We start from the raw sequence: 18,242 nt of genomic DNA on the forward strand, positions 1-18,242 counted from the left end.
GTTCGTACGCCGGTCCGCTATCCGCAGCAGTCCGGGTCGAGGCCGGCCGGGAGGCGCTCGCCGCTGAAGACCGCGCAGGTCGGTTCGTCGCCGCCGAGGGCGGCCACCGCGAGGAGCAGTGAGCCGGCCGTCCAGCTGGTGAGCTCCTCGGGCCAGATCGCGCCGTCCTCGAAGACGTAACCCGTCCAGTAAAGGCCGGTCTCCGGATCGCGCAGGTGCTGGATGGACTGCAGGATCTCCAGGGCGCGGTCGGACTCGCCCACCACCCAGAGGGCCAGGGCGAGTTCGGCGGATTCGCCGCCGGTCACCCACGGGTTGGGGACCACGCAGCGGACGCCGAACCCGGGCACCACGAAGCGGTCCCAGCCCTCCTCGATACGGGACTTGGCCTCGGCGCCGGTCAACGCTCCGCCGAGCACCGGGTAGTACCAGTCCATCGAGTAGCGGCCCTTGTCGAGGAACCGCTCGGGGTGCCTGCGGATCGCGTGCCGCAGCGCGCCCACCGCCAGCTCCCAGTCGGGCTGCGGCTCTTCACGCTGCTCGGCGATGGCAAGGGCGCAGCGCAGGGCATGGTGAACCGACGAACTCCCGGTCAGCAGCGCGTCATTGACGGGCGTGCCGTCGTCCTCGCGCTTCCAGCCGATCTGCCCGCCGGGCTGCTGGAGCTGGAGCACGTACTCCACGGCCGCGTAGACGGCCGGCCACATCCGGTCCAGGAACGTGTCGTCCCCGGTAGCCAGGTAGTGGTGCCAGACACCGACGGCGATGTACGCGCAGAAGTTGGTCTCGCGCCCGCGGTCGGTGACGTCCTCGTGGTCCCCGTCGGCATAGGCCGCGTACCAGGATCCGTCGCCGTTCTGATGGCGCGCGAGCCACTCGTAGGCGCGCTCCGCCGCCTCGTGCTCCCCCGCCGCGTCCAGGGCCATCGCGGCCTCGGTGTGGTCCCACGGGTCGAGGTGGTGACCGCGGAACCACGGTATGGCGCCGTCCGGGCGCTGCACCCCGAGGATCCCGCGCACCGTGGTGGCAGCCTGCTCGGCGGTGAGGACCCCGGGCAGGACGAGGTGTTCTGTCCGGGGTGTCGTCACCGGGTGGCCGCCTCGGGCAGGTGGGGCTTGGTCGCGTACGCCACGAAGCTCTTGCCGATCAGCGGGTTCAGCGCCTGCTCGGCGACCCGGGTGGCGAGGGGCTTCTTCATGATGTCCCAGACCAGCAGCTTGTGGTACGCCCGCACCGGCAGCGCCTTGTCGTTGTCGACGCCGAACGCGCACTTCAGCCACCAGTACGGCGAGTGCAGCGCGTGCGCGTGGTGGGTGCCGTACGGCTTGAGCCCGGACTCCCGGATCTTCGTGAGGAGTTCGTCCGCCTTGTAGATGCGGATGTGGCCGCCCTCGACCTCGTGGTAGGCGTCGGACAGCGTCCAGCAGACCTTCTCCGGGCCGTAGCGCGGGACGGTGATCGCGATGCGGCCGCCGGGCTTCAGCACCCGGACCATCTCCGCGAGGACGCCCTTGTCGTCCGGGATGTGCTCCATGACCTCGGAGATGATCACGACGTCGAAGGACTCGTCCGGGAAGGGCAGCGCCAGCGCGTCGCCCTCCATCGCCGTGGCGGTGGCGCCGGCGGGGGCCTCGCCGGCCTCCTTCATCGCCGCGAACCACTTCGCGACCTCGGCGATGTCCTCGGCGTTCTGGTCCAGGGCGACCACCTGGGCGCCCCGGCGGTAGCACTCGAACGCGTGCCGGCCGGCACCGCAGCCGAGGTCCAGAACACGGTCGCCCGGGGCGAGCGGGAACCGGGAGAAATCGACGGTCAGCACGTGGCCCTGCTTTCGCGATCGAGGGTGTCAACGGAGGGCACGGGGGCGACGCCCCGGTCCGGTGCGGCCGCGAGGAGGCCCGGGCCGAGCGTGGCGGGAGCGAGGCCGATCGCCTCGCGGTAGCGGGCCACGGTGCCCTGGGCGGCCCGCGCCCAGGTGAAGCGCTCAAGGACCCGCGCCCGTCCCGCGGAGCCGAGCCTCGCCCGCAGCAGCGGGTCGCCGAGGAGCCGGGTGAGTGCGGTGGCCAGGGCTCCCGGGTCGCCGGGCGGTACGGCCAGGCACGTCTCGCCGTCGCGGCCCGCGACCTCCGGAATCGCTCCGCCGGTCGTCGCCACGAGCGGTGTGCCCGTGGCCATCGCCTCGGCGGCGGGCAGCGAGAAGCCCTCGTACAGGGACGGTACGCAGGCGACTTCGGCCGACCGTACGAGGTCGACGAGCTCTGCGTCGGAGATCCCCTTGACGAACTCGACGGCGCCTTCGAGGCCGTACCGCTCGATGGCCTGGGCGACCGGGCCGTCCTCGGCGCGCCTGCCGACGACGACGAGGTGCGCGCCCGGGTGCTCGGCCCGCACCTTCGCGAGCGCCTCGACGAGGAAGACGAGGCCCTTCAGCGGGACGTCGGCACTGGACGTCGTGACGATCCGTCCGGGGACCTGCGGGACGGCGGGATCCGGCGAGAAAAGGTCGGTGTCGGCGCCGATGTGGACGACGTGGATGCGGTCGTCGCGGACGCCGAGGTGGTCGACGATCTCCTGGCGCGAGGTGCCGGAGACAGTGAGCACGGAGGGCAGCCGGCGCGCGACGCGCTTCTGCATGCGGGTGAAGGCGTACCAGCGGCGGACGGACGCGCGGCGCCGCCACCCGGCGGCGGCGTCCAGCTCCAGCCCGCGGTCGACGGTGATGGGGTGGTGGATGGTGGTGACCAGCGGGGCGCCCACGTCCCCCAACAGCCCGTATCCCAGGGTCTGGTTGTCGTGGACGACGTCGAAGTCGCCGCGGCGGGCGCGCAGATGGCGCCGGGCGCGCAGCGAGAAGGTCAGCGGTTCGGGGAAGCCGCCGGTCCACATGGTGCCGACCTCGAGGGCGTCGATCCAGTCCCGGTACTCGTCGCGCTTCGGGGTGCGAAAGGGGTCCGGCTGGCGGTACAGGTCGAGGCTGGGCAGCTCGGTGAGGGAGAGCCCGTCGAGGCCCTCGCCCTCGTCGAGCACGGGGTAGGGCTGGGAGCCGATGACCTCGACCTGGTGACCGAGGCGGGCGAGCTCGCGCGAGAGGTGCCGTACGTAGACGCCCTGGCCGCCGCAGAACGGGTTGCCCTTGTAGGTCAGGAGCGCGATGCGCAGGGGTCGGTCGCCGTCGGCGGCCGAGCCCTTCTGGGGCCCCGCCTCACTGGCCTCAGCGGTCACTCCCGGCCCCCTTCTGCCTGCACTGTCCCGCGAGATTACGCCGGGACGCTAATCTAGAACAAGTTTCAGACTTGATCGTTCAAGGAGCACTGAATCTACCGGCAGGTAAGGCCGGCGTGAGACGTGGATCGGGTGATTCACGCCACGACGGACCGACCCGGTCGCCGACTCGCGCAGGGACCAGCTCTGTTCGGCCGGAGACGGGACTTGGGGATTGCCCGGGGCCCTGCCATGCTGACTCCTCGCTCCCCCTGCTGAATGTCACGGAACGGGACTTATGCCTGCGGAAGCCAAGGCGGAAGCCACCACGGCGCGGGACGGCGCGCAGCCCGCGCACCCGACCGCGCGCGCCGCCGGGCAACCCGCGCACGCCCGTCCGCGCGCCGACGCCCAGGCCGTGCACCCGAACCCGCGCACCCTCGCGCAGCCCGCCTCGCCCCCGCTCACCGAGCGGCAGGAGGCGCGCCGCCGGCGCATCCTGCACGCGAGCGCGCAACTGGCCAGCCGGGGCGGCTTCGACGCCGTGCAGATGCGGGAGGTCGCCGAGTCGTCGCAGGTCGCGCTGGGCACGCTGTACCGCTACTTCCCCTCCAAGGTCCATCTGCTGGTCGCCACGATGCAGGACCAGCTGGAGCACATGCACGGCACCCTCCGCAAGAAGCCGCCGGCCGGGGACACCGCGGCCGAGCGGGTCGCCGAGACGCTGATGCGGGCCTTCCGCGCCCTGCAGCGCGAGCCGCACCTGGCCGACGCGATGGTCCGCGCGCTCACCTTCGCGGACCGCAGCGTCAGCCCCGAGGTCGACCAGGTCTCCCGGCAGACCACGGTGATCATCCTGGACGCGATGGGCCTCGACGACCCCACCCCCGAGCAGCTCTCCGCGGTCCGTGTCATCGAGCACACCTGGCACTCGGCCCTCATCACCTGGCTCTCCGGCCGCGCCTCCATCGCCCAGGTCAAGATCGACATCGAAACGGTCTGCCGCCTGATCGACCTGACGGAGGTCAGCCAGGCGCGCTAGGCCGGACGGGGCAGCGGGGCCCGCGGCCCCGAGGACCTCGGCCCCCGGAACCGCCCCCTGCCGGCACGGCCGCTACTCCTCCGGTGGGAACACCGGTTCCCCCGAGCCCAGCAGGGTGATCATGATGGCCTCCACCGGGCAGCCCTCCGCGGCCTCCAGGATCTGCTCGTTGGCGTCGGTCTCGGGGTCGGCCGGGTGGGACTGGCGGGCCGAGTCGAGGCGGAAGGCGGCGGGGGCGTGGTGGGTGCACTGGGCGGAGCCGATGCAGACGGAGCGGTCGACCTCGAGGTGCCAGCGGTCGCCCATCCCTATGCCTCCCAGCCCGCGGGCAGGTGGATCATCTTGTGCTCCAGGAACTCGCCGTACCCCTCGGGCCCGAACTCCCGCCCCAGGCCGGAGTTCTTGTAGCCGCCGAACGGGCCGAGCATGTCGAGGCTGAAGGTGTTGACGGAGTAGGTGCCGGTACGGACCCGGCGGGCGACGTCGATGCCGCGCTCCACGTCCGCCGTCCAGACGCTGCCGCTCAGCCCGTACTCCGAGTCGTTGGCGATCTTCACCGCCTCGCTCTCGTCGCCGTACGGGAGCAGGCAGATGACCGGGCCGAAGATCTCCTCGCGGGCGACCCGCATGGAGTTGTCGACGTCGCCGAAGAGGGTGGGCTCCACGTACCAGCCGCGGTCCAGGCCGGGCGGACGGCCGCCGCCGGTGAGGATCTTGGCGCCCTCCTCCTGGCCGATCCGGATGTAGTCGAGGCTGCGCTGCTGCTGGCGTTTGGCGACCAGCGGGCCCACCTGCGTCGCCGGATCCAGCGGGTCGCCGACCACCAGCGCGCTCGCCGCCGCGGCGAACGCGTCCGCGAACTCGTCGTAGCGCGAGCGCGGCACGAGGATGCGGGTCTGGGCGACGCACGCCTGGCCGTTGTTCATCCAGGCCGCCGAGACGATCCCGGGGACGGACGTGCCGAGGTCCGCGTCCGGCAGGACGACCGCCGCCGACTTGCCGCCCAACTCCAGTGTCACGCGGGTGAGGTTGCGCGAGGCGACCTCCATCACCCGGCGGCCGGCCGCGACGGATCCGGTGAAGGAGACCTTGTCGATGCCGGGGTGTCCGACCAGGTACTCGCTGACCTCGCGGTCGGCGGGCAGGATCGACAGGACGCCCTCGGGCAGCCCGGCCTCCTTCGCGATCTCGCCGAGCAGATACGCGTCCAGGGGCGACTCGGGCGACGGCTTCAGTACGACGGTGCAGCCGGTCAGCAGCGCGGGCGCGAGCTTGGCCGCCGCCACGAACTGCGGGACGTTCCAGGGCACTACGGCCGCGACCACGCCCACCGGCTCGCGGCGGACGAGGATCCGGCCGAGGACTCCGTCCCGCGTCTCCTCGTACGTGAAGTTCCGCGCGACCGTGATCGCCGCGTCCCACACCATCATCGCGCCGAGGGCCTGCGCGAGGATGCTCCAGGAGTACGGGGAGCCGTTCTCGGAGGAGATCACGCGGGCGATCTCCTCGTGGCGCACGGCGATCGCGTCCTTGATCCGGGTGACGACCGCGATCCGCTCGTCGAGGGTCATGCGCGGCCAGGGCCCCTCGTCGAAGGCCTCGCGGGCGGCGGCCACGGCCCGGTCGACGTCCCCGGCCGAGGCGTGCGGCACCCGCCCGATGACCTCCTCCGTGTGCGGCGAGATCACCTCGATGACGTCCTTGCCCAGGGGGTCCGTCAACTCCCCGCCTATGAACAGCTGTCCGTGTTCCACGAGCTCGGTCATGGCCGACTGCCTCCCGGAGGACGTTCCCTGACGCATCATCAGATACGAGAACTGATACCAGTTCCCGTCGGAGGAGTCCACGGGACGGACACGGCACCGGACGGTCGACCCGGGCTCCCAATGGAACTGGTTCTAGTTATAGTGACCGCAACACGGCGATTGGTGGGAGCCCATGGCGCAGGTGACCGATCACGGCGGCGGCGTACGGTCGATCGAGGTCCCCATCCCGGACAACCCGCTCGGGCACACGCTGGTGTACGTCGTGGACACCGATCGCGGGCCCGTCCTGATCGACACCGGCTGGGACGATCCGGCGTCCTGGGACCGCCTCGCCGAGGGGCTCACCGCCTGCGGCACCTCCGTCACCGAGCTGCACGGCGTGGTCATCACCCACCACCACCCCGACCACCACGGCCTGTCCGCCAAGGTCAGGGAGGCGTCCGGGGCCTGGATCGCGATGCACGCGGCGGACGCGGCGGTCGTCCGGCGCATGCGGGAGAACCGGCCCGAGCTCTGGTTCGCGTACATGGCGGAGAAACTGGCGGCCGCGGGCGCGCCCGAGGAGCACGTGACCCCGCTGCGCACCACGCGCCGCCGCACCCTCCCCGGCCTCTCCCCCGCCCTTCCCGACCGCGAGATCGTCCCCGGCGACCTCCTCGACCTCGCCGGCCGGCGGCTGCGCGCGATCTGGACCCCGGGGCACACCCCCGGGCACGTCTGCCTGCACCTGGAGGAGGACCACCCGGCCCAACTCCCCGGCCACGGACGGCTGTTCTCCGGTGACCACCTGCTCCCGGAGATCACCCCGCACATCGGTCTGTACGAGGATCCGGACGACGCGACGGTCACCGACCCCCTCGGCGACTACCTCGACTCCCTGGAGCGGGTCGGCCGCCTCGCCCCGGCCGAGGTGCTCCCCGCCCACCAGTACGCCTTCACCGACGCACCCGCGCGCGTACGGGAGTTGCTCGACCACCACGAGGAGCGGCTCACCGGCCTGCTCGCCCTGCTCGCCGTCCCACTCACCCCGTGGCAGCTCGCCGAACGCATGGAGTGGAACCGGCCCTGGGCCGACATCCCCTACGGATCCCGCAACATCGCGGTCTCCGAGGCCGAGGCCCATCTGCGCCGGCTGGTGAAGCTGGGCCGGGCGGAGGCGGTGACGGGGAGCGATCCGGTGACGTACCAGGCTGTCTAGGCGGCGGACAGCGTGGGCCGCGAGGTCGGCCCGTACGGGCGGGCTCAATCGGTCCGCCCGTACGGGCAGGCCGCAACCGGTTCCGGTGGCCGTCCCGGCGTCGGACCGCCCGGAGTCAGGCGGTTCCCTTGGCCGCGTAGTCCAGCCCCTGCTCGTACGGCATCGAGCGCCCCTCCTCGTACGCCTTCTCGTACGCGGTGTCGCCGATCTCGCCGCGGACCCGTAGTTCGTGGGCGCGACGGGTGGCGAGGAGGTCGGGCGAGTTCATCCGGGCAGGTCCGGTGAGTTCCCAGACGCGGTCGCCGATGCCGAGGAGACGGGCCGCGCAGTCGCCGTCGCCGGCCGCGACGACCGCCGCCGCCAGCACGTCGAGTGCCATGGCCGCGCCCACGGTGTTGTGCAGCAGCCCGTGTCCGGCCAGGGCGGTCCTGGCGTTGCGCACGGCCGCGCCGACGTCGCCGCGCGCCAGGTCCACCTGGGCCACGAAGCATTCGGCGAAGGCGCCCACCCAGCACTCGCCGCGTTCCGCACTCGCCGCCCGCACCTCGTCCGCCACCGCCCCGGCCGCGTCGAGGTCTCCGCGCAGCAGGTGGGTGAAGGAGAGCGCGAGGCGGACCTGGAGCTGGGCGGAGCCGAGCGCGTCCTCCCGGACGGGAAGCCGGGCGGCCGAGGAGAGCAGGTCGGCCGCCTCGGCGAGATGACCGCTCAGAGCGAGTTGCCCGCCCGCGATGGAGGCCGCGGCCACCACCGCCACAGGGTCGCCCTCCGCCTTCGCCGCGTCCGCGCACCGCAGTGCCCAGTGGGCGCCGACGTCGAGGTCACCCTGGAAGAGGGCGACCGCACTGCGGGTCCACAGCGCCTGCAGGTGTCCCGGGCCCGGCGACGGTGCCGGGTGCCGGGCCTCCGGGGCGAGCGCCCGGTCGAGGAAGTGCTGGGCGTCGCGCGGATAGCCGCAGTGCTGCCAGAGGAAGCCGACGTCCGCCGCCATCTCCAGGGCGGTGCGGCGGTCCTGACCGGTGAGCGCGTGGTCCAGGGCCGCACGGAGGTTGGCGTGTTCGGCGAGTGTGCGCTCGCACCAGCCGACCTGGCGTCCGGTGTTCCACTCGGCGCAGCCCAGCCGGGCCAGCCGCCGGTAGTGACCGAGGTGGCGCAGCCGCAGGGCCTCCTCCTCACCGAGTTCGCGCAGCCAGTCGGCGCCGAACTCCCGTACGGTGTCGAGGAGTCGGAGACGGCCGGGATCGGTGCGATGGCGTTCCACGATGGACTGCTCGACGAGCCGGTCCAGCAGGCTCGCGACGTGTCCGGTGGCCAGGGGGCCGCCGGCGCAGACGTCCTCGGCGGCCGTCACGCAGAAGCCGCCCGCGAAGACCGAGAGCCGGGCCCACAGCAACCGCTCCAGCGGGGCGCACAGTTCATGGCTCCAGCCGATGGCCGTCCGCAGGGCCTGGTGCCGCGGGGGTCCCTCGTCGCCGTGCGCCGTGAGCAGGTCGAGCGAGGAGGGCAGCCGCTCGCCGAGCCGGCCGTGCAGGTCGTCGAGGGAGAGCTCGCCGAGGCGGGCGGCCGCGAGTTCGATGGCGAGCGGGCTGCCGTCGAGGCGGCGGCAGACGGCGACGGCGGCGGCCCGGGTGCCCTCGTCCAGCACGAAGGCGGGGTCGGCCGCGGCCGCGCGGTCGGCGAACAGGGTCACCGCGTCGTCCCCCACCGGCAGCGGGTCCAGGCGCAGCACCCGCTCACCGGGCATCCCCAGCGGCTCCCGGCTGGTGACCAGGATGTCCACCCCCGCCCTGCCCCTGGCGGACCCTCCCGGCGGGGTCGACTCCGACGCCGGGTCCTGGCGGGGTGGTGCGGATGCCGATGCCGGGGCCTGGCGATGCCTCGTCGATGCCGGGTGCGGGGGGTGCAGCCCCGGTCCGGGGTACGGGGGCTGCGGTCCCGGTGCCGGACGGTCCTCGTGAACGGGCTGCTCCGGGAAACCGGAGACGGGCTGCTCCGGGAAACCGGGGACGGGCTGCTCCGGGAAGTCGGGGACGGGCCGGTCCACGAAACCGGAGAGGGGCTGCTCCGGAGAGGCGCCGAGGCCCGGCAGCAGCGCGTCGACCAGCTCGGCGCAGTCCGCGAGGACGTGTTCGCACGAGTCGAGGATCAGCAACAGCCTTTTACCCCGGGCCCATTCGGCGACGACGTCGGTGACCGGGGCCGTCGACCGGTCGGCGAGGTGCAGTGCCTCCACCACGGCGAGGCCGACCAGACCGACGGTGTGCAGCGGGGACAGCTCGACCAGCCAGACGCCGTCCGGGTAGGCGCCGTCCGGGTGAGCCTCCCGGGCGGCGCGGGCCGCGGCGTGCAGGGCGAGCCTGGTCTTGCCGATACCGCCGGCGCCGACGACGCTCACCAGCCGGCCGGCGCCCGCCGCGGGATCCAACTCCCGTGCGATCCGGTCGAGTTCGGTCCGGCGTCCGACGAAGCTGCGGGTCTCGGGCGGGAGATTGCCGGGTCGGTCACCGGTTGTCTGCTCGGACACACGGACCAGTCTGGCGACATCGGGGCGAGACCGTGTGCAGCTCCCCGCACTCGGACAGAAAGAGCGCACGACGGTGTCATTTGCGGGCACATTCCGAAGCCGTGCGGTCAACCCCGCGCCAGTACCGCGGGCGGCGCCGGCGGGGCGCGCTCGACCGCGGGCGGCGTCGGCGGTCGTACAGGTGTGCCAGAGGCCGTCGGCTACGGGCCGGTAGAGTGAGCGGGTCGTCATCATGCCCGTACGGGGGGAAGCCGGTGCAATTCCGGCGCTGACCCGCAACCGTGAGCCGCCCAGGCGGTGAGCCGGATCGCCACGCACGGGACGTGACCGGCTCGTGCCATCGGCAGTCCGCCGCTGGCAGGCACCGTCGAGGGATACGGAGCCGGAGCCGCCCGGGGTCCAGTGGGTGCCCGTGCTGCCCGGCTCCCCGCAGGGAGAGTCATGATTGTTCGCCGCAGCGCCGCGGTACTGGCCGCCACCGCCGTGATCGGCACGGCCTTCGCGCCGAGCGCCCTCGCCGACGACTCGTCCCCGTCCTCACCGTCGCGGGCGCTCCCCTCCGGTCTCTACGGGTCCACCGACCCCACGTACGACGGTGTCTGGCGCCAGTCCCTCGCGCTGCTCGCCCAGCACACCGCGGGTGTGCGGCCCGCGGCCAAGGCGGTCGACTGGCTCGCGGGGCAGCAGTGCGCGAACGGCGCCTTCGCTCCCTACCGCGCCGACGCGACCGCGAAGTGCGACGCCAGGACGATGGTCGACACGAACAGCACGGCGGCCGCGGTGCAGGCCCTCGAAGCGCTCGGCGGTCACGACTCCGTGACGGGCGCGGCCGTGAAGTGGCTGAAGTCCGTGCAGAACAAGGACGGCGGCTGGGGCTACACCGCGGGCGGCGCGAGCGACACCAACTCGACCGCCGTCGTGATCGGCGCGCTCGGCGCGGCCGGCACCGACCCGGAGGCGGTCCCGTCGAAGGGCGCCAAGACCCCGTACGACGCCCTGCTCGGCCTGTCGATCGGCTGCGGGAAGAAGGGCAGCGGCGCCTTCGCGTTCCAGCCCGGCAAGAAGGGCGGCCTCGCGGCGAACGCGGACGCCACCGCGGCGGGCGTGCTCGGCGCCCTGGGCAAGGGGTTCGTGACGAAGGCCGGGACGTCGTCCGGGGACTTCACCTGTGCCGGCGGTGACACCTTCGACTCCGCGGACGCGGCGCACAACGGCGCCTCCTACCTCGCCGAGTCGCTGAAGGACACCCCTTACCTGAAGTCCGCCCTGGCCGGTGCCGACGACCAGCCCGACTACGGCAACACGGCCGACGCGGTCGTGGCGCTCGCGGCCGCGGGGTCGACGTCGGCGGCGAAGCAGCCCCTCGCCTGGCTGGAGAAGAACTCCGGCGCCTGGGCGGCGAAGTCCGGGCCCGCCGCGTACGCGCAGCTGATCTTCGCGGCGCACGCCACCGGCACGGACCCGCGCGACTTCGGCGGCACGGACCTGGTCGAGCGGCTGGGCGCGACGGGCCCGGCGGCCGACGCCCCGGCCTCTCCCGGCGCCGAGCAGAAGGACGACGACGGGGACAGCGGTCCCGGTGTCTGGTGGATCGTCGGTGTCGGCCTGGTCGCCGGTATCGGCGTCGGCTTCCTGATCAGCGGCCGCAACAGGAAGCGTCAGCTGTGAGCCGGCGCGGTACGGCCGGCCCGGCCGGCGTCCTCGCCGGCCTGCTGCTGCTCGTCCTCGGCGGCGCGGGCCAGGCCCACGCCACCGGCTACCGCTACTGGTCCTTCTGGGACCTGACCGGCGGGAAGTGGACGTACGCGACGCAAGGGCCGTCGACCGCGCGGCCGTCCGACGGTGCGGTGCAGGGTTTCCGCTTCGCGGTGAGCGAGGACTCCCGGAGCGCGGTGCAGCCCCGCGGGAAGACGGACTTCGCCGCCGTGTGCGCCGGTACCCCCGCCCAGGACGGCAGGAAGCGGATCGCTCTCGTCCTCGACTTCGGTACGGCGGCGGACGCGCCGTCCGGCGAGGCGCCGCCGCGGGCCCGTACCGCCTGCGCCCGCGTCCGTTCCGACGCCACCACGGCCGACGCGCTCGCCACGGTCGCGAAGCCCCTGCGCTACGACACCAACGCGCTGCTGTGCGCCATCGCGGGGTACCCGCGGACCGGCTGCGGCGAACAGGTGCGGGCCGCCGAGCCGCAGGCGTCGGCCAGCCCCGGAACCGGGTCGGGGACCGAAGACGACGGCCCGTCCGTCGGACTGCTCGGGGGCATCGCCGCGGTGGTGCTGCTGGGCGGGGCCGCGGTCTGGCAGTCCCGGCGCCGTCGGGGTTGAGCTGAGGTGGACGCGTTGACCGTCGGCGCCGGAGCAGTCCGCACGCGCGCGGAAGGAACCCCTGGCCGGTGGACGGCCCGCCCAGCCGGCGGAGGCGGGCGGTGGCAGCGGCCGGCGCGCGGTGTGCTGACCGAGCGGCGCCGTACCCGCGCGCCGGAGGCGAGCCGGGCCAACGCCCTCCATCCGGGCGCCTGGTGGATCTGGGCCCTCGGCCTCGGCACCGCCGCGTCCCGGACCACCCATCCCCTCCTTCTCGCGCTGCTGATCGGCACGGCCGGATACGTCGTGGCGGCCCGCCGGAGCGACGCCCCCTGGGCCCGCTCGTACGGCGCGTTCGTGAAGCTGGGGATGGCGGTCCTCGGCATCCGTCTCGTGTTCGCGGTGTTCCTCGGCTCCCCGATCCCGGGTACGCATCTCGTGGTCACGCTCCCCGAAGTCCCGCTCCCCCACTGGGCGCAGGGCATCCGCATCGGCGGCCGGGTCACCGCCGAGGGCCTGGTCTTCGCCCTCTACGACGGCCTGAAACTGGCCACGCTCCTCATCTGCGTGGGCGCCGCGAACGCCCTGGCGAACCCGACGCGGCTGCTGAAGTCGCTGCCGGGCGCGCTGTACGAGGCGGGCGTGGCGGTCGTCGTCGCGCTGACGTTCGCGCCGAACCTGATCGCGGACGTCCAGCGGCTGCGGGCCGCCCGCCGGCTGCGCGGCCGCCCCGACCGTGGCCTGCGCGGTCTGCTGCACGTCGGACTCCCGGTCCTGGAGGGCGCGTTGGAGCGCTCGGTCGCCCTGGCGGCGGCCATGGACGCGCGTGGCTACGGCAGGACCGCCGAGGTGCCGCCCGCCGTCCGCCGTACCACCGCCGTGCTGACGCTGGGCGGTCTGCTCGGCGTCTGCGTGGGTACGTACGGACTGCTGACCGCGGAGGGCGGGAGCTACGGTCTGCCGCTGCTGCTCGCCGGGCTGGCCGCGGCGCTCGGCGGGCTCGGTCTGGGCGGCCGGCGCTCGCTGCGGACGCGCTACCGGCCGGACGCCTGGGGGGTGCGGGCGTGGCTCGTCTCGGCGTCGGGGGTCGCGGTGGCCGCGCTGCTGATCGTGTCCGGGTCCCACGACCCGGCCGCCCTGCATCCCGGTGTCGTACCGCTGACGGCACCGTCCCTCCCGCTGTGGCCGGCCGCCGCGATCCTGCTCGGCCTGCTCCCCGCCTTCGTCGCCCCCGCCCCGGCCCAGGCCCCCTCATCCAAGGAGTCCTCATGATCCGCTTCGCGGACGTCTCCGTGACCTACGAGGGGGCGGCCCGACCGACCGTCCAGGGGTTGGACTTCGAGATCCCGGAGGGTGAACTGGTGCTGCTCGCCGGGCCGTCCGGGGTCGGCAAGTCGACGGTGCTCGGCGCGGTGAGCGGTCTGGTGCCGCACTTCACGGGCGGCACCCTGCGCGGCCGGGTCACCGTCGCCGGGCGGGACACCCGCACGCACAAGCCGCGCGAACTCGCGGACGTCGTGGGCACGGTCGGCCAGGACCCCCTGTCGCACTTCGTCACCGACACGGTCGAGGACGAACTCGCCTATGGGATGGAGTCGTTGGGCCTCGCACCGGACGTCATGCGGCGCCGGGTGGAGGAGACCCTGGACCTGCTGGGCCTGGCGGAGCTGCGCGACCGGCCCATCGCCACGCTGTCCGGCGGCCAGCAGCAGCGGGTCGCCATCGGCTCGGTCCTCACCCCGCACCCCCAGGTGCTGGTCCTCGACGAGCCGACGTCCGCCCTGGATCCCGGCGCGGCCGAGGAGGTCCTCGCCGTCCTCCAGCGGCTCGTCCACGACCTCGGTACGACCGTCTTCCTGGCCGAGCACCGGCTGGAGCGGGTGATCCAGTACGCGGACCGGGTCGTCCTGCTGCCCTCGCCGGGTGCCGCGCCGGTGCTCGGCACGCCCTCCGAGGTGATGGCCGTCTCCCCGGTGTTCCCGCCGGTGGTGGGCCTGGGCCGGCTGGCGGGCTGGTCGCCCCTGCCGCTGACGGTGCGCGACGCCCGGCGCACCGCGGGGCCGCTGCGCGAGCGCCTCGCGACGCCGGCCCCGGCCCCGTCGGCGACACCCACACCGGCGCCCGCGACGACACGCGTCCCGGCCTCCGGGACCGCCCCGGCCCCCTCGGCGAACCTCACGCCGGGCGCCGAAGCGGCCCCCGGACCCTCGTCCTCCTCCCGCCTCCCCCGCTTCCTCCGTCGGCGCGGCCCCCACGACGCCTCACCCCCCGTACGGACGGCGGTGGTCGAGGCGCTGGCCGTCCGGCGCGGCCGGGTCGAGGCGCTGCGGCGGGTCGATCTCACGGTCGCTCCCGGCGAGACCGTCGCGCTGATGGGCCGGAACGGCGCCGGGAAGTCCACCCTGCTAGGCGCCCTCGTCGGCCTGGTCGAGCCGTCCGCCGGGTCGGTGCGGGTGGCCGGCGCGGCCCCGCACCGGACCGCGCCGCGGGACCTCGTACGCCGCGTCGGTCTCGTACCGCAGGAGCCGCGCGATCTGCTGTACGCCGACACGGTGGCCGCGGAGTGCGCGGCGGCCGACGGGGACGCCGGGGCCGCGCCCGGCACCTGCCGCGGTCTGGTCTCCGGGCTGCTGCCGGGCATCGGCGACGGGACGCATCCGCGCGATCTGTCGGAGGGGCAGCGGCTGGCGCTGGCACTGGCCGTCGTCCTGACCGCGCGTCCCCCGCTGCTGCTGCTCGACGAGCCGACCCGGGGTCTCGACTACGCGGCGAAGGCACGGCTGGTGGCCGTATTGCGGGGGCTGGCAGCCGAGGGTCACGCCATCGTGCTGGCCACCCACGACGTGGAGCTGGCCGCCGAGCTGGCTCATCGGGTGGTGATCCTCGCGGACGGCGAGGTCGTCGCCGACGGCCCCACCGCCGAGGTCGTCGTCGCGTCCCCGTCCTTCGCACCGCAGGTGACGAAGATCCTCGCTCCGCAGCGGTGGCTCACGGTCGCCCAGGTCCGGGCGGCCCTCGCATGAGGGCCCCGCGGGCCGCCCGGACCCGGCCGGAGCTCCCGTCCGCACCTCAGCGCCAGGCCCGCGCCGTCCGGCTCGGTCCCCGTTCCGTCGCCGCTCTCGCACTGGTCAGCGCGGTGGGCGTGGCGGGGTTCGGCTGGCCGCTGTTCGCCGGGCCCGGCTCGCAGGTGAACGCGCACGCGCAGGACGCGCCCTGGCTGTTCGCCGGGCTGCTGGTCCTGCTCGTCGGGGTGGTCGCCGCGACGATCTCCGAGTCGGGCCTTGGGCCCAAGGCCGTCGCCATGCTGGGCGTGCTGGCCGCCACCGGTGCCGCGCTGCGGCCGATCGGGGCCGGCACCGCCGGGATCGAGCCGATGTTCTTTCTGCTGGTGCTGAGCGGGCGGGTGCTCGGACCCGGCTTCGGGTTCGTCCTCGGGTCGGTGACGATGTTCGCGTCGGCGCTGCTCACCGGCGGGGTCGGGCCGTGGATGCCGTTCCAGATGCTGGCCATGGGGTGGTTCGCGATGGGGGCCGGGCTGCTGCCGGGCCCCGACCGGCTGCGCGGGCGCGGGGAGCTGGCGATGCTCGCCGCGTACGGCTTCCTGGCCGCCTTCGCCTACGGCACCGTCATGAATCTCGCCGGCTGGCCCTTCATGGACGCCCTGGCCTCCGGCGTCGCCTTCGACCCGGACGGCGCGCTCTCCGGCAACCTGGCCCGTTTCCTCGCGTACTGCGTGGCCACCTCGCTCGGCTGGGACCTGGGCCGGGCCGTCGTCACCGTCGTACTGACGCTCACGCTCGGCGCGACCCTCCTCAAGGCGCTGCGCCGGGCGACCCGGCGGGCCGCTTTCGAGACCCCCGTCACGTTCCGGGAGCCCTGAGCTGCGACCCGGGTCACACCCGCCGAACGCACCCCGTGGGCCCCGGTGCACCTGCTGTTACTTACGGGGTGAACCAGCCCACAGGACCTTCGTCCTCTACGAAGCCCGGCCGTAGACCGAAAGTGCTGACATGTACGCGTCCGCAACCCCGCTGACCTGGGCATTGAGAGCCACATCACAAACGGCACTTTCGTCCTTCATGCGACCACAACTAGTAAAAGGGGTCATTGCGGACGCGCCTCCAGCCTGTTTCTCTGGAGGAGTCGCCAGGCGCCGACGTGCCCTCCCGGGCCTCGGCGCCGCTGTATGCCCCCGCCACCAGCGTGTGGTCACGGCGTACCGGCGCACCACCGTCCCCGAAGAAAAGGTTCTCCGTGTCCGTCTCTGTCATCCGCCGCATCGCTTCCCCGAAGAAGGTCCTCACCACCGCCGCCGTGGCCGCCGCCGCGACCGGCATGGTCCTGGCCGCGTCCCCCGCCCAGGCCGCCACCACCTCGACCTCCTCCGCCCAGTCGATCGCGCACAAGATGATCCCGGACGCCGCGCAGTACACCGCGTTCAGCAAGATCGTCGAGCACGAGAGCGGCTGGAACGTCAAGGCCACCAACTCCTCGTCCGGCGCCTACGGCCTGGTCCAGGCGCTGCCCGGTTCGAAGATGGCTTCGAAGGGCTCCGACTGGAAGACCAACCCCGAGACGCAGATCAAGTGGGGTCTGGACTACATGAACTCCCGCTACGGCAGCCCGGCCGGCGCCTGGAACTTCTGGCAGGCCAACGGCTGGTACTGACCAGCAGGCCCGGCGCACCGCTCAGCGGCGCCACCCGGCAGCCCCTTGTACGCGAAGGCGGCGGCCCCCGATCCCCGGGGCCGCCGCCTTCGTCATGCCCTGAGGCCGTCGCAACCGTCGCCCCCCGTCCTGCGGCCGTCCCGTGCGCTCAGGAACCGCTGACGGCGTCGAACCACCGCACCACCTTCGGCGCCGACACCTGGAACGTCCCGAAGTGATCCAGGTCCCCCTGGTTCATCACGGAAGCCCGGACCCCCCGCTCCGCCAGCTGCGCGGCACAGCTGTGCGCGTTCGCGATCGGTGCGTCGGTGTCGGCCGCCCCCGCGTACAGCCGCACCGGTGCGGCCGGCTTCCAGTCGCAGCCGTGGTCGTTGTCGCGCAGCGCCGCCAGCAGGCCACCCTCGGGGTGCCGCAGCTTCTCGTAGTAGGCGGGCGTGAGCAGCTCCTTCAGCGAGGCCGGCAACGCCCGCACGATGTCCTCCTCCTCGTGCGTCCCGTCGTACAGCCCCTCGACCCGGTCCGCGTAGGGAGCCCGGAAGGCGTCGGCCGGGTCCTTGTAGAGGGGGTGCAGCCGGTTCTGGGCGACCAGCCAGTACCCGATGTAGAGGACGCCGCTCGTGTCGTTGACCCGGCCGTCGAAGAGCGCCGGGATCTCCACGCCCTCCAGGTCGTAGGGACCACTGACCGGCGCCAGCGCCTTCAGCCGGAAATGCCGGTCCGCCCCCTCCTCCAGCGCCCGTCCGAGCGCCATCGCCACCTGCCCGCCCTGCGAGAAGCCGGTCGCGTAGACGTCACCGGTGAGCGGCCGGTCCAGCTGCCGGGCCGCCGTACGGGCGGCGCGCAACATGTCGACCGAGGCGGTCACCGAGGAGCGGGTGTCCATGTAGGGGTGCAGGCCGGGGCCCCCGCCCAGACCGAGGTAGTCGGGCGCGGCGACCGCCCGGCCGGCGCCCGCGTGCAGATAGGACGGGATGCGCCCGAAGTCCTCCTCGGCGGAGGGGGCGTAGCTCCGGTTGACCATGGTGCCGTGGGTGTCCGAGACCAGGTCGAGGCGGTGGCCGCCGCCCGTGGGCAGCGTGAGCAGTCCGGTGGCGGTGGTGGGCTCGCCGTACGGGTCGACGGTCCGGTACGTCAGCCGGTACGCGCGGACGCCGTACCGCACGGAGTCCGCCGCCGTGCCGCGCTCGGCCAGGAAGGCCTTGACCTGGGCGGTGTCGCCCACGGCGACCCGGGTGACGGAGATGAGAGCGCCGCGCCGCGCATCGGCGTCCGCTCCGGCCGAGGGAGCGCGGACCGACACCGCGCCGGCCGGCGCCGGGCGGTCCAGCGCGGTGGCGGCGGGTGCCGCCGCGACCCCTACCAGCAGGAGCGCCGCCGTCACGGCGAGCCCCTGCCGCGTACGCCAATTGCGCTGTGTTTCAATGGATTTGACGGACTTGTACGTGTCGTCGCTCATGCCCCTGACGCTACGGACGCGCAGCTCGTCCCGGTATCCGAGAAGCCCCCGCGCCCATGGTGGACCTGAGTGCACCCCGACCATCCCGCT

15 protein-coding genes and 1 riboswitch are annotated in these 18,242 nt (G+C 73.6%); of the genes, 8 read left to right on the top strand and 7 right to left on the bottom strand.

All coding sequences use genetic code 11. The features are described from left to right. Positions 1-17: 17 nt before the first annotated feature. Genes ACFVYF_RS03120 through ACFVYF_RS03130 form a run of 3 tightly spaced genes read right to left on the bottom strand, consistent with a single transcriptional unit; the run spans position 18 to position 3,222 of the window. Entirely contained in the window at positions 18-1,088 is a 1,071-nt protein-coding gene (locus ACFVYF_RS03120; RefSeq protein WP_389449865.1) for a prenyltransferase, read from the bottom strand. Further along, positions 1,085-1,819: a class I SAM-dependent methyltransferase gene (locus tag ACFVYF_RS03125; protein WP_389449868.1), complete on the bottom strand. Its 735-nt coding sequence runs from the start codon at positions 1,817-1,819 to the stop codon at positions 1,085-1,087. Before ACFVYF_RS03125 ends, ACFVYF_RS03120 begins: the two co-directional genes overlap by 4 nt. Further along, positions 1,813-3,222 (bottom strand): glycosyltransferase family 4 protein, encoded by a 1,410-nt coding sequence (locus ACFVYF_RS03130; protein WP_389449870.1) that lies wholly within the window; start codon positions 3,220-3,222, stop codon positions 1,813-1,815. The genes ACFVYF_RS03125 and ACFVYF_RS03130 overlap by 7 nt, the downstream gene beginning before the upstream one ends. A 277-nt stretch (positions 3,223-3,499) precedes the next feature. On the opposite strand from ACFVYF_RS03130, the gene ACFVYF_RS03135 reads away from it, so the two are divergent. Continuing rightward, on the top strand, positions 3,500-4,243 hold the full coding sequence (locus ACFVYF_RS03135; protein WP_389449873.1) for a TetR family transcriptional regulator: 744 nt from the start codon (positions 3,500-3,502) through the stop codon (positions 4,241-4,243). Positions 4,244-4,315: 72 nt separating this feature from the next. Here the strand turns inward: ACFVYF_RS03135 and ACFVYF_RS03140 are convergent, their stop codons facing one another. Together ACFVYF_RS03140 and ACFVYF_RS03145 are read right to left on the bottom strand one after the other, a co-directional pair. Further along, entirely contained in the window at positions 4,316-4,549 is a 234-nt protein-coding gene (locus ACFVYF_RS03140; RefSeq protein WP_389449876.1) for a ferredoxin, read from the bottom strand. Between the two features lie 2 nt (positions 4,550-4,551). Beyond that, on the bottom strand, positions 4,552-6,009 hold the full coding sequence (locus ACFVYF_RS03145) for an aldehyde dehydrogenase (RefSeq protein ID WP_389449878.1): 1,458 nt from the start codon (positions 6,007-6,009) through the stop codon (positions 4,552-4,554). 172 nt (positions 6,010-6,181) lie between these two features. Between ACFVYF_RS03145 and ACFVYF_RS03150 the strand changes: the two genes are divergently transcribed. Next, positions 6,182-7,207 carry an MBL fold metallo-hydrolase gene (locus tag ACFVYF_RS03150; protein WP_389449881.1) on the top strand — a complete coding sequence of 342 codons (1,026 nt, stop codon included), beginning with the start codon at positions 6,182-6,184 and terminating at the stop codon, positions 7,205-7,207. Positions 7,208-7,322: 115 nt separating this feature from the next. Here the strand turns inward: ACFVYF_RS03150 and ACFVYF_RS03155 are convergent, their stop codons facing one another. Then, complete coding sequence (locus ACFVYF_RS03155) at positions 7,323-9,728, bottom strand: ATP-binding protein (RefSeq protein ID WP_389449883.1); 2,406 nt, start codon at positions 9,726-9,728, stop codon at positions 7,323-7,325. A gap of 245 nt (positions 9,729-9,973) precedes the next feature. Beyond that, positions 9,974-10,040: riboswitch (cobalamin riboswitch) on the top strand. A gap of 129 nt (positions 10,041-10,169) precedes the next feature. Between ACFVYF_RS03155 and ACFVYF_RS03160 the strand changes: the two genes are divergently transcribed. The 6 genes from ACFVYF_RS03160 to ACFVYF_RS03185 all read left to right on the top strand — a co-directional run bounded on the left by ACFVYF_RS03160 (position 10,170) and on the right by ACFVYF_RS03185 (position 16,696). Further along, positions 10,170-11,396, top strand: a complete 1,227-nt coding sequence (locus ACFVYF_RS03160; protein ID WP_389449886.1) for a prenyltransferase/squalene oxidase repeat-containing protein — start codon at positions 10,170-10,172, stop codon at positions 11,394-11,396. Next, entirely contained in the window at positions 11,393-12,049 is a 657-nt protein-coding gene (locus ACFVYF_RS03165) for an SCO2322 family protein (RefSeq protein ID WP_389449889.1), read from the top strand. The genes ACFVYF_RS03160 and ACFVYF_RS03165 overlap by 4 nt, the downstream gene beginning before the upstream one ends. Before the next feature lie 123 nt (positions 12,050-12,172). Beyond that, complete coding sequence (locus ACFVYF_RS03170) at positions 12,173-13,300, top strand: energy-coupling factor transporter transmembrane component T (protein WP_389449892.1); 1,128 nt, start codon at positions 12,173-12,175, stop codon at positions 13,298-13,300. Then, a complete protein-coding gene (locus tag ACFVYF_RS03175; RefSeq protein WP_389449895.1) occupies positions 13,297-15,051 on the top strand; it encodes an ABC transporter ATP-binding protein in 1,755 nt (584 codons plus the stop codon). The genes ACFVYF_RS03170 and ACFVYF_RS03175 overlap by 4 nt, the downstream gene beginning before the upstream one ends. After that, positions 15,048-15,908, top strand: coding sequence for an ECF transporter S component (locus tag ACFVYF_RS03180; RefSeq protein WP_389449897.1), 861 nt, complete (start codon positions 15,048-15,050; stop codon positions 15,906-15,908). Before ACFVYF_RS03175 ends, ACFVYF_RS03180 begins: the two co-directional genes overlap by 4 nt. Before the next feature lie 374 nt (positions 15,909-16,282). Continuing rightward, positions 16,283-16,696, top strand: a complete 414-nt coding sequence (locus ACFVYF_RS03185; RefSeq protein WP_389449900.1) for a transglycosylase SLT domain-containing protein — start codon at positions 16,283-16,285, stop codon at positions 16,694-16,696. A gap of 148 nt (positions 16,697-16,844) precedes the next feature. Here the strand turns inward: ACFVYF_RS03185 and ACFVYF_RS03190 are convergent, their stop codons facing one another. Beyond that, the gene (locus tag ACFVYF_RS03190; protein ID WP_389449903.1) at positions 16,845-18,152 is read right to left on the bottom strand and encodes an alpha/beta hydrolase; all 1,308 of its coding nucleotides are present in this window, start codon (positions 18,150-18,152) and stop codon (positions 16,845-16,847) included. Between the last annotated feature and the right edge of the window lie 90 nt (positions 18,153-18,242).

The organism is Streptomyces sp. NPDC058274 (assembly GCF_042881375.1).
In the GTDB taxonomy this organism is placed as follows: Bacteria; Actinomycetota; Actinomycetes; order Streptomycetales; family Streptomycetaceae; genus Streptomyces.

Excerpts from the sequence above, each read along its gene's own strand:
- ACFVYF_RS03135 (WP_389449873.1), top strand. The coding sequence starts at position 3,500 with ATGCCTGCGGAAGCCAAGGCGGAAGCCACCACGGCGCGGGACGGCGCG.
- ACFVYF_RS03140 (WP_389449876.1), bottom strand. The coding sequence starts at position 4,549 with ATGGGCGACCGCTGGCACCTCGAGGTCGACCGCTCCGTCTGCATCGGC.
- ACFVYF_RS03145 (WP_389449878.1), bottom strand. The coding sequence starts at position 6,009 with ATGACCGAGCTCGTGGAACACGGACAGCTGTTCATAGGCGGGGAGTTG.
- ACFVYF_RS03150 (WP_389449881.1), top strand. The coding sequence starts at position 6,182 with ATGGCGCAGGTGACCGATCACGGCGGCGGCGTACGGTCGATCGAGGTC.
- ACFVYF_RS03160 (WP_389449886.1), top strand. The coding sequence starts at position 10,170 with ATGATTGTTCGCCGCAGCGCCGCGGTACTGGCCGCCACCGCCGTGATC.
- ACFVYF_RS03175 (WP_389449895.1), top strand. The coding sequence starts at position 13,297 with ATGATCCGCTTCGCGGACGTCTCCGTGACCTACGAGGGGGCGGCCCGA.
- ACFVYF_RS03180 (WP_389449897.1), top strand. The coding sequence starts at position 15,048 with ATGAGGGCCCCGCGGGCCGCCCGGACCCGGCCGGAGCTCCCGTCCGCA.
- ACFVYF_RS03190 (WP_389449903.1), bottom strand. The coding sequence starts at position 18,152 with ATGAGCGACGACACGTACAAGTCCGTCAAATCCATTGAAACACAGCGC.